The organism is Congregibacter sp. (assembly GCF_965660375.1).
Lineage (GTDB): Bacteria > Pseudomonadota > Gammaproteobacteria > Pseudomonadales > Halieaceae > Congregibacter.
On the sequence record NZ_CBFHZO010000008.1, the window covers coordinates 1 to 10,509 of the forward strand.

Consider the following 10,509-nt stretch of genomic DNA (forward strand, 5'->3'; position numbering starts at 1 on the left):
ACCACTGATTTGAATGACGGGCCAACCTTCGAACTGGATACGCACCTTGGCACCATCCCGCACCAGGGCAATGTCACGACCATCAATATACATTTCGATAGCCCGCTCGGCGTTGTCGGGCACAAAAGTGGCCACGACCTGACCCGCGCTGATGAAGGTTGCCGCGTCACCGGCATTCACCCGCAGGATCGTGCCGTCCCGGGGGGCACGAACAATCTGCACCGACTGTCTGGAAAGGTTCACATCCACGCGACTGAGCTCCGCCGCTGCCTGGGCCACATCCGCGCGCAGTTGCTCCACGCGGATACGCGCCTGCTCAAATTCCCGACGGGCCGACAACCCCTCGTCAAACAGTTTCTCCATACGGCGCTTGTCGATTTGCGCGATTTCCAGCGCCGTCTCTGCCGCTGTCAGTTTGGCGAGCACCTGTCCCCGTTCTGCCTGCAGGCGCTCCAGCAACTGAGGATCGTTATCGACGATACGGACGATGGGGTCTCCCACTTTCACACGGGATCCGTCGCGAACGTACCACTCCTGTATCCGGCCCGGCACCAGGGCGTTGATTTCCTGCATGCGGTCGTTGGGATTAAGCGCAGTGACATTACCGGGGCCGCTGGCAGTTTGCACCCAGGGCACGAAGGTCAGAAAAAGCCCCACGACCACAAAGAAAAACAGCAGTCCAATACCCACGGCGCGAGCGACTCGAGGAACGCCAACGCTGTTGAGCGTCGTAAACTTCTCGTTGTGATAATCAAACAAAGGCACGGTTACTGCTCCCCGTTCAATTCGGCGGCATTCTCGCCGTAGATCGATAGCGGCGTGCGCAGAGGATGCTCTTCCAGCCCCATAAGATCACAAAGAGACTCGTAGTCAGTAACCATAACTTGCTGTTCAAAACCTAGCTGCAAATAGTGATCAAAACGCAGATCGATATTCTCATAGGTGAAATAGACAATCGTGGTCTCGCTACGTTCCTGCAGGGCGTCCATGGCGCGGAGCAAAAACACCTCCGGCATCGCGTCATAGGCCTGGGTCAGCACCAATATGCGCGGCTTGGCGATAATGGCCGCGGCGAGCTTGAGCTGCATGGTCTCGACAATGGAGAGCGGCCAACCGGTGCCCACCAACTCTGTGTCCAGGCCCTGGGGCAGCTGCGTTACCGTCTCCGCCAGACCGACTATCTTCAGCACCTGCATAACATCCACGGACTCGTGATTTGAAGCCGATAGCCGCAGATACTCCCGAATGCTCGCTTCCACGGCATTGGGTCGATCCAGCATGATGATTTCCTGGCGCTTTTCGTAGGCCTTGAGCTCCCGCAAATCCATACCACCGACTGCAATATAGCCGCTATCGGGGGATTCGTGTCCGCGTACGAGATTGGTAAACACCCGCTGGGCCCGATGACTGTCGGCGTAGACACACACCCGGGAGCGGGCCGGTATCTTGAAATCCAGGGTAATAGAGGGTGCCACCATGACCTTACTGAAGCTCAGGGAAGAATCTCCATCGATCCGGGTATGGGCCTTGTCGGGCATATCCTGCTCAACCCGGAAGAACAATGAGAGCTCGTCTACTGCACCGCAGACATCGTAGAGATAGCTCAGATAAATCCCCATCTGAGAGACGCCCAGAAACACCACGGAAAGCACCAGCTCGGCGGCCACCAATTGTCCCAGAGACAGCTCACCGCTAATGACCAGCCAGCCGCCCAGACCAAGGAGTGCGGCACTCGCAGCGGCGTAGATAAACAGAAAGCTCAGTGTCTGGGAAAAGTGGTGTCGAAAGTGCAAGCGATGCTGCTCCATATAAGACGCAGTGACGTCATCTGTGCGCCGAAGCGCCTCGGCAATATGCATCTCACTCTTGTAGAAGCCATTGGCATGCCCCAGGGACTCCAGCCAGGATGCGCTGTAGTGCTTGCGATGGGAGAGCTCCACGGCACTGCGGATACCCCGACGCCCCCAGATAAACCACACCAGCCAGATCAACAGCGCGATGCCCGCATTAAAGGCCAGCAACACCGGGTGATAGGACGACACCAGTAAAAAGCCGACGACGGTCTGGAGAATAATCGTGAACCCCCCAACGAGTAGATTAGGCAGCATCTTCATGATGATGACGATGTCGAAGTAGCGGTTAAACAGCGCGCTCTTGCCGCGATCATCAAAGTAGGGATTACCGGCATAAATAGTCCGCAACGCGATCTCCGAAACCATGCGGGCGTAAAACCGGCGCCCGAAGACATCCATGATGTAGATCCGCAGGGCATTCAGGCTGCCGGCCAGAAGTAGTAAAAAGAACAGGGTAAGCGACAGCACAACCAATGGCGTAGTGAGGCCGATATTCGCCACCGTATTTATCAACATCTGCACGGACACAGGCGTCGCGAGGGACAGTAAACTGATACCAATGCCATAGATGATGGCCAGCACGTAATAGCTGCGCTCCGGCGCAAGAATATCGATAAAAAAGCGGAACAGGGACGAGAGGGAAGTCTCTGATGCGATATGTTTTTCAGCCATGGGAAAACGGGTCAGGTACGATGAATAGCTATTATACGTAAACCCGATGGTTTTGGTTGGGTATTTCAGGACCCCACTGTTACCCGTTCCCACAGCCGATCACTTAAATCCTGCTGGGAGACCTGTCTAAGATCCCCCTGGGTCAGCCATTGAACAATTTCACTGGCAACATCCGGATAACGGACGCGTTTGACCGGGGCACTGGAAGCCAGCCAGTCGCGGATCGGCTCGGGGCGCAAGCTCTCCAGCACTTCACCATATCCGAGCTGTCGAAGCGCCAGCGCATTGGAGGACTGCTCCATCTGTCGCCTCAGGGGCTTTACCAGCAAACGCTTACCCAGCGCCAGACACTCACTGGACAGCTCAAACCCCGCGTTACAAATTACAGCCGCGCAATTGGAAAGGTCCGACTGAAAGCCCTGCAGCGACGTGGGCAGGATATGCAGATTGGCGCGCCTCGCCGCCTTGTTATCCGGGGCATAAACATAAAACTCATACTCCGGCACCTGCATCAGCAGCGCGTGCACCTCCTCCTGATCCTCAAAGGGCAGATAAACGACCACCTTGTGCGACTCGCTTTCCCCATCCGCGTGCCCAACGTTAACGATCGGAGGGAGTATGGGCGCCTTGAAGCTATCCCAGTGCATGCCGAGTCGGACCCTACCGGGGGCGAACATGCGCATCACCAGTTGCGACCTGAAGTCCTGGCCCGCCACCGGAACGCGATGATCAAACGCCGGCTGATGTCCGATGCTCACTACAGTCTTGCCCCGCAGCCACCCCGCCCAGGCAGTGACGGGTTCGAAGTCCGTCAGGACAAGATCGTAGCCTTCCAATTCCAGGCTCAGCACATCGCGCAAGAGCCGCCAATAGTTATTCCCGAGGACTGTTTTCAGGTAGGACAAGCGACCGTGGGAGCTTGCAAAGGTCAGTCCGGGGACAGTGCGAAAATGCCCGAAGGCCTGCATATCAAAGTAGCGATCAGCGGGCCGACCGCTGAATAGATAGTCCACGGCGACGCCACTTGCAGCAAAGGCGTTCGCCATGGCGCGGGCTCGACTCAGGTGGCCGTTGCCCGTGCCCTGTACACCGTAGAGTATTTTCACGACGCAGCTTGGCTGCTTAAAGGAACCACTGCGCAGTCACCAGGGCAATCGAGGACCCCAGGACCGCGCCCACTACGGTATCGGTGGGAAAGTGCACACCGAGATACACACGGGACATTCCTACGGCCACGCTCCAGGCATAGAGAGGCAGGAACCAAAGCCCGAAATGCAGGACGAGTAGTGTTACGAACAGGAATGCAGCGCAGGTGTGTCCCGAGGGAAAGCTGAATTCATCCGAGGCAATAATGTGACTTTGAAAGTCGGGCAGCGCAGCCGCGGGTCGACGACGCTTCAAGCTGTTCTTCAAAGACCAGTACAGCGTGCGCTCAACCGCAAAGGCCACGAGCATGTGTGTCAGGAACTGTGCGCCGCTCTGGGAAAACAGGCCCAGCGCGCTCCCCAGTATCAGGTACCAATGCCCGTCAGCGGTTCGCGAAATCGGCCGACGATGGCGAGCGCCCCAGCTTTGCGACTGCTGCGAAAGCAGTAGGGACCGATGATCGAAATCCTGAATAGTTTCGAGAACGCTCATACTGCGAACTCTAGGCTTGGGTCATGACGCTTGTATGACCTACAACCCCTCTCCCGTGAATTTTTTGTGACAGTCGACGCGCTGCCGGTGAACCGCTACTTCAACTTTTACGCGTCAAAAAGGATATAGCCCGAACAGCACACAAAGGGATAAGCTTTAGGCTTCGTAATTTTCCTCCCGCCAAATTTTCTGGACGTGAACCTATGAGCATTCTTTACCGCAGCGCTTTTGGACTTGCACAGGACATCAAGGCGGGCAAGCTGTCTGCTGTCACCGTGCTTGAGTTTTATCTCGATCGTATTGAGCAATTCAATCCGGACATCAATGCGGTGGTAGCACTGGACGCAGATCGCGCTCTCGCCCGCGCGGTGGCTGCGGACAAGGCCGCCGCAGAAAACGAAGATTGGGGCCCTCTTCACGGCGTACCCATGACGATCAAGGACGCCTGGTGCACTGAGGGCCTGGTAACCGTGGGCGGCATTCCCGAGCGCCGCGACTTTGTACCTGAGAAGAATGCCGTGGCCGTTCAGCGACTGGTTGATGCCGGTGCGATCATCTTTGGCAAAACCAATGTGCCTTTCATGAGCGCCGACCTGCAATCCTTCAATGAGATTTACGACGTCACCAATAATCCCTGGAATGTCGAGCGTACCTGCGGGGGATCTTCCGGCGGAGCAGCGGCGGCATTGGCCAGCGGTCTCACACCGTTGGAGCTGGGCAGTGACATTGGCGGCTCCATTCGCACGCCCAGTCATTTTAACGGCGTGTTCGGCCACAAGAGCAGTTACGAGCTTATCTCCAAGCGCGGACACCTGCCCCCGGGTGACAAAGTGCTCTCCGAGCCGGACCTGTCCTGCGCCGGCCCTCTGGCCACCTGTGTTGACGATCTCGAGCAGGCGCTGGCACTGCTCGCAGGCCCTGCACCAGATATCACGGCTCATCCGCTGCCCGCACTGCCCACACCGAGCTTTCGCGATGCCTCCCATCTTCGCGTAGCGGTGTGGGCGGATGATGAGTTTTGCACCGTGGACAGGGCGATTGCGGAGCACATCGAGAGCGCGGCAAAAACCCTCGAGCAGCTCGGTGCCCATGTGGATCGCAAGGCCCGTCCTGCAATCGACCCTCAAGCCAATCACGAGAACTATCTGCAACTGCTCATGTCCGTTATCGGCGCCGATGTTCCCGAAGAGGTGCGCCAGATGGCCAGGGATATGGTGGCGGCCGCAGATCCTGACGACCACAGCGAAGCGCTGTTACAAATGAAAGGTATCGCGCTGGATCACAGAGGCTGGATAGTGCAGAACGAAATACGCCAGCACACCCGTGTCGCCTGGGAAGCTTTCTTCCGCGACTACGACGTGTTGCTGTGTCCCTGCGCCCACGTCCCCGCCTTCGAACACGATCACCATCCGGATATGCAGGCACGGGTGATCCCCGTCAATGGAATCGAGCGCCCCTACACCGATGTCCTCAAGTGGGCGGGGCTTACCCTCAATGCCTATCTGCCTGCCACCGCGGTACCGCTAGGCACCACCGCCGACGGATTGCCTGTGGGTATGCAGATCGCCAGTCGCTACCTGGGGGATCGCACAACCCTTGCCGTGGCGCGACTCCTCGAGACGCATCACCGCGCATTTGTACCGCCGCCCGGATACAACGACTAAAACCAATCCCGCCTCGGGGCGCTCAAAGGAAGACGACGCCCTCTTATGCACTGGGATGGTGCATAACCGTGTAAAAAATACGGTCAAAATTGCTTGCCTTGGAGCATGAAGTTTACCTACGATCGTGGGGAGGTTTTGAAGCGCCTCAGCTTCACGACCCATAAATATAAAATCACAAGGGGATCATCAATGTCTGCGACCTTTCGCACGCTGCCGCTTATCGCGGCCGTATCACTGGCGACGCAATCACTCACCGTCGGCGCACAACAACTAGAAGAAGTTATCGTAACTGCACAGAAACGTGCGGAGAGTCTTCAGGACGTTCCGATTTCGGTCTCGGCTGTTCAGGGCGAGAAGATTCAGGATGCCGGCATACCGAACATGGCGGCGCTGGCTGACTATGTGCCTAACCTGCATATCGCCGATGCTCCGGTTAACACCAACATATACATGCGTGGTGTCGGCTCGGGTAACAACCAGGGTTTCGAACAGTCTGTGGGCATGTACATCGATGGCGTCTACATGGGACGTGGACGTCAGTACCGCGCAGGGTTTTTGGATGTAGAACGCGTAGAGGTCCTTCGCGGGCCGCAGGGCACGCTGTTTGGTCGCAACACGGTCGCCGGCGCGATCAACATCACCACCGCCAGTGCGCGGGCTGGCGATGAGTTTGAAGGCCAGATTATGGCGTCCGCCGAGTCCTTCGACGGACGGATCGTCGAAGGCTTTGTAGGCGGCGGTCTCACCGATACCCTCGGGGCGCGACTTGCAGTTAAGTATCGTGAAACAGACGGCTTTGCGGACAACACTTTTCTTGGCACACCCGAGGGTGGCGTCGAAGAGCTTTCCTATCGCCTGTCTTTAAACTGGCAGCCGACGGACAACCTGAACGTTAACTTCAAGTATTCCCAGTCAGATTATGAGCGAACCGGCGCCACAACAACGGGCACGGTGTTTTTAACCGCGGCCGAGCGAAACGAGTTTGTTCCCAATCGCTCCGCGTTCGCCGACACGGCCTACAGCATCATGGATGTGTTCTACCCCGGTTATAAAGAACAGACCAGCCGCGAATTCGAAGTGTTTAAGGACAACGGTTACGGGCGCTCCCAGGAAGACGGCATCGGCATTGGGATCAACCCGGACAGCTCAGACAACGACCTCACCAACATGGTACTGAATGTGGACTGGCAGGTCGGCGAATTGACCCTGACTTCTGTAACCGGTTGGTCGGAGTACCAGTATATCGATGGTGCAGACGTAGACTGGTTACCGCTGCAGTTTATCTCCCGCGACGATGATCAGAGCTTTGAGCAGGTCAGCCAGGAGTTTCGCATTGCCTCCCCCGGCGGTGAGTTTTTCGACTACGTAGCGGGTTTTTACTACGACCAATCAGACCTCGAGTTTGACCGGCAGGTAGCTATTGATACCAATTTCGACGGACTATTCCCTGAGTTTCTGTCGATTGTGACCCCGGGCAACCCTCCACCGGAAGTGCTCCCACAAAACCTGTTGTTTGCACTCACCGGGGGTGCCTACGACATGAACCAGGTAGCGCGAAATCACAATTATCAGCTGGATTCGGATTCCCTGGCAGTCTTCGCCCAGGGTACGTTTAACTTTACTGACACCTTGCGTTTAACCGTGGGGGTTCGCTATACCGAAGAGAACAAGGATGTAATCAGCACGCAGTTTCTGAGTGATCAGAATTCGGGGCTCCTGAACCCCGGCGACAGTTACTTCCTTCACTTGATTCAGGCTAACAGCTTCAATGCCTATGCCTATGATTTCAGGGAAGAGCGCTCGACTGATGCGTTGACGCCCTCGTTCAATCTGCAGTGGGATGTTGGTGACGACAGCATGCTCTATGCCAGCTTTTCCCAGGGCTTCAAATCCGGCGGTTTCACCGCGGCGGATGACCAGAACCCCGGGGATCTGGCACCCACCGCATTCCCTTGCGCACCTAACCCGGACTTCACCGTTGATCTTGATGCCTGCTACAACCTATCCAATCCGAATGATGATTTTGAGTTTGGGGATGAAGAGGTTGACGCCTTTGAAATCGGTGGTAAGCACACATTGCTTGATGGCGGCATGACCCTGAACTGGGCCCTGTTCTACACGGAGTACACTGACCTGCAAACGGCTATCTTTGAAGGCCTTGGCTTCGTAGTGAAAAATGCTGCCGGTTCAGAGATTTATGGTCTTGAGGTCGATGCTCTTTGGCAGGCTACGGACAACCTCAGACTTGGGGCGAACTTTGCCTACCTTGATGCCACATACAGTGATTTCGACGACGGCCCCTGCACGGCAATTCAATTGGATGCCAATCCTAATTGTTCGGTTGAGCAAGGAAACCCTCTCTCTGGTGAGCCTACGCTGTACGCCTCAGATTACAGTGCGTCTCTCTTCTGGGACTACATCCGACCCGTGGGCAGCAATATGGAGTTCTTCCTAGGTGGTGAAATCAACTACCGGGATTCCTTTAACTCGGCGGGTGACAATGATCCCATTGATGTGATCGATGCTTATACGAAAACCAACCTGCGCTTAGGCATTCGCTCCGGCGATTGGGAAATCATGGCCTACGGTCGCAACATCTTTGATGAAGAAGTGTTCATGCAGTCCTATGACACGCCGGTGCTCGCCGGATCTCACTCTAGCTATCTCGAGGAGAGCGCGGTCTTTGGTGCTCGCTTGAAGTACACCTTCTAAGCTGACCCGTCAGCAGTCATCCTGATGCCCGCCTCGTGCGGGCATTTTTTTGCCTGCTAATCCCTCACGACCTTGTGTGTACAACTGGTTCGGAGCACGGGCATGACTGTTATTTCGCGTCGCGCTGCGCGCTCCTGATTGCTGCATAACAGTCATCCCCGCACTCCTTTACGCCGTGCCCAACGCTAGCTGGGCGACCTGGCGCATTGCGCGGCACAAGGCGAGGCTCCAGTGTGTATTGCGCAGCAATCAGGAGCGCTTTAGCGCGACGCGAAGCAATGCATGCTGGAGCTTCGCCGCTTCGGGCCCTGATAGGGATGCAGCTAACGATATGGCGCGGCAAGAGGCGAGGCGGCAGTGCATGTTGCGCAGCAATCAGGAGCGCGCAGCGCGACGCGAAGCAATACGTGCTGGCGTCTCGCCGAATTAATGGATCAATGCGCCAGGCGAAACAGGGCAACATGTACTGGTGCCTCGCCGGATAGCTGAGCTTACGTATAATGCTGCCATGACTGATTCCACCAGTAGACTTCTCGGCGAGCGCGTCAGCCAGCTCCGGCAATTGCAATCCATGACCCTTGAGCAACTTGCTGCGGCATCGGGTGTCAGCCGCTCTATGCTCAGTCAGATTGAGCGGGGCAAAGCCAACCCGACACTGGCCGTGACCCAGCGCATCGCGCAGACCTTTGGCATCAGCATCGGAGAACTGGTTGACGACCCGAACGCCAGCGCGAGCATTGATGTGGTGCGCGGTGACGATCCCGGCACGGTGTTTCGTGCAGACAGCGAATGCGAATTGCGCACCCTCTCGCCGCTGCAGCTGGAGAAAAACATTGAGTTCTACGTCATCACCCTGCAACCCGGCGCCGAACTCGCGAGTGCCGCGCATTTTGAGGGCACGCGGGAGATGTTCTCGGTCTCTCAGGGGGCCGCCACTGTGGGCACTGGCAACAGTGAAGTGGCCTTGCAGACCGGTGATACGGCGCATTATCGGGCCGATATACCCCATGTGATTCGCTGTAGGGGGCCCGAGGCGCTTAAGGGTTTCCTCGTTGTCAGCTACCGCTGATTGGAGTTCTTCGCCTGAGCAGGTGTACGGTAAAAAGCAGCACCGTGAGCAGCAGGATAGCGCCCGCCTGATGTCCCGCAGCCACGGGAATCGCCATGCGCGTGAGCAGTGTGCTGATCCCCAGCGTGATTTGCAGAAGTAGCGCCGCCATCACAGCAACGCCCGCGAGTCGAACGGCAGTAGCGGACGCCTTCAGCGCCAAAAACAACCCAAACCCACCGACCAGAAAAAACAGCAGGTAAGCAAACACACGATGATTGAATTGAATGGTGGTCACATCCTCAAAGGCCGCCAGCCAGGGCGGCGAGTCCGCGTACAGGCCCGGAGGAATGAGCCCCGGCCCCATATTGGGCCAGGTAGGGTAGGCATAACCCGCATCCGTGCCCGCAACGAGGCCCCCCGATAAAATCATGAGATAGACCAAAACGATAAGGAGCGGCGACCAGCGAGCGACACCGTTCAGGGATGTGGAAACCAGAGACGCTGATCCGTGATCATCCTTTGGCCACAGGTTCAGGAACTGCCAGAGAATCGCTGCGTAGAGTGCCACCGCCAGGCCAAGATGCGCTGTAAGTCTGTATTGAGACACACTGGGTCGATCCACCAGACCACTTTTCACCATGTACCAGCCCAGAAGCCCCTGGCAGCCTCCCAACACCAGCAATAACAGCAAACGGGGCATAAGACCCGGCCGGATTACTCCGCGCAAAGCGAAAAACAACAGGGGGATAATAAATAGCAGGCCGATCAATCGACCCAGAACCCGGTGGAGATATTCGTACATGAATATCACCTTGAATTCATCCAACCCCATACCCTGATTGATCTTCTGATACTCGGGAAAGCGCTGATACTTGGCAAAAACCTCCAGCCAGGCAGCCTCGCCGATGGGAGGCCAGAT

Annotated in this window: 8 protein-coding genes; 3 read left to right on the plus strand and 5 right to left on the minus strand. The window is 56.8% G+C overall.

Annotated elements, in window-relative coordinates; genetic code table 11:
• From ACTG3T_RS00645 to ACTG3T_RS00660, 4 genes are all read right to left on the minus strand, one after another.
• Window positions 1-765, minus strand: a 765-nt coding sequence (locus ACTG3T_RS00645; RefSeq protein ID WP_439100330.1) for an efflux RND transporter periplasmic adaptor subunit, incomplete at its 3' end; no start/stop codon positions are given.
• A gap of 2 nt (window positions 766-767) precedes the next feature.
• Window positions 768-2,525 (minus strand): ABC transporter transmembrane domain-containing protein, encoded by a 1,758-nt coding sequence (locus ACTG3T_RS00650; RefSeq protein ID WP_439100331.1) that lies wholly within the window; start codon window positions 2,523-2,525, stop codon window positions 768-770.
• 65 nt (window positions 2,526-2,590) lie between these two features.
• A complete protein-coding gene (locus tag ACTG3T_RS00655; RefSeq protein ID WP_439100332.1) occupies window positions 2,591-3,631 on the minus strand; it encodes an MJ1255/VC2487 family glycosyltransferase in 1,041 nt (346 codons plus the stop codon).
• 16 nt (window positions 3,632-3,647) lie between these two features.
• A complete protein-coding gene (locus ACTG3T_RS00660) occupies window positions 3,648-4,163 on the minus strand; it encodes a phosphatase PAP2 family protein (protein WP_439100333.1) in 516 nt (171 codons plus the stop codon).
• A gap of 203 nt (window positions 4,164-4,366) precedes the next feature.
• Between ACTG3T_RS00660 and ACTG3T_RS00665 the strand changes: the two genes are divergently transcribed.
• The 3 genes from ACTG3T_RS00665 to ACTG3T_RS00675 all read left to right on the plus strand — a co-directional run bounded on the left by ACTG3T_RS00665 (window position 4,367) and on the right by ACTG3T_RS00675 (window position 9,608).
• Window positions 4,367-5,827: an amidase gene (locus tag ACTG3T_RS00665; RefSeq protein WP_439100334.1), complete on the plus strand. Its 1,461-nt coding sequence runs from the start codon at window positions 4,367-4,369 to the stop codon at window positions 5,825-5,827.
• Between the two features lie 189 nt (window positions 5,828-6,016).
• On the plus strand, window positions 6,017-8,539 hold the full coding sequence (locus ACTG3T_RS00670; RefSeq protein ID WP_439100335.1) for a TonB-dependent receptor: 2,523 nt from the start codon (window positions 6,017-6,019) through the stop codon (window positions 8,537-8,539).
• Between the two features lie 508 nt (window positions 8,540-9,047).
• A complete protein-coding gene (locus tag ACTG3T_RS00675; RefSeq protein WP_439100336.1) occupies window positions 9,048-9,608 on the plus strand; it encodes a helix-turn-helix domain-containing protein in 561 nt (186 codons plus the stop codon).
• Here the strand turns inward: ACTG3T_RS00675 and ACTG3T_RS00680 are convergent.
• Window positions 9,595-10,509: COX15/CtaA family protein (locus ACTG3T_RS00680; protein WP_439100337.1), on the minus strand; the 915-nt coding region annotated here is incomplete at its 5' end. The two genes, ACTG3T_RS00675 and ACTG3T_RS00680, sit on opposite strands and share 14 nt — an antisense overlap.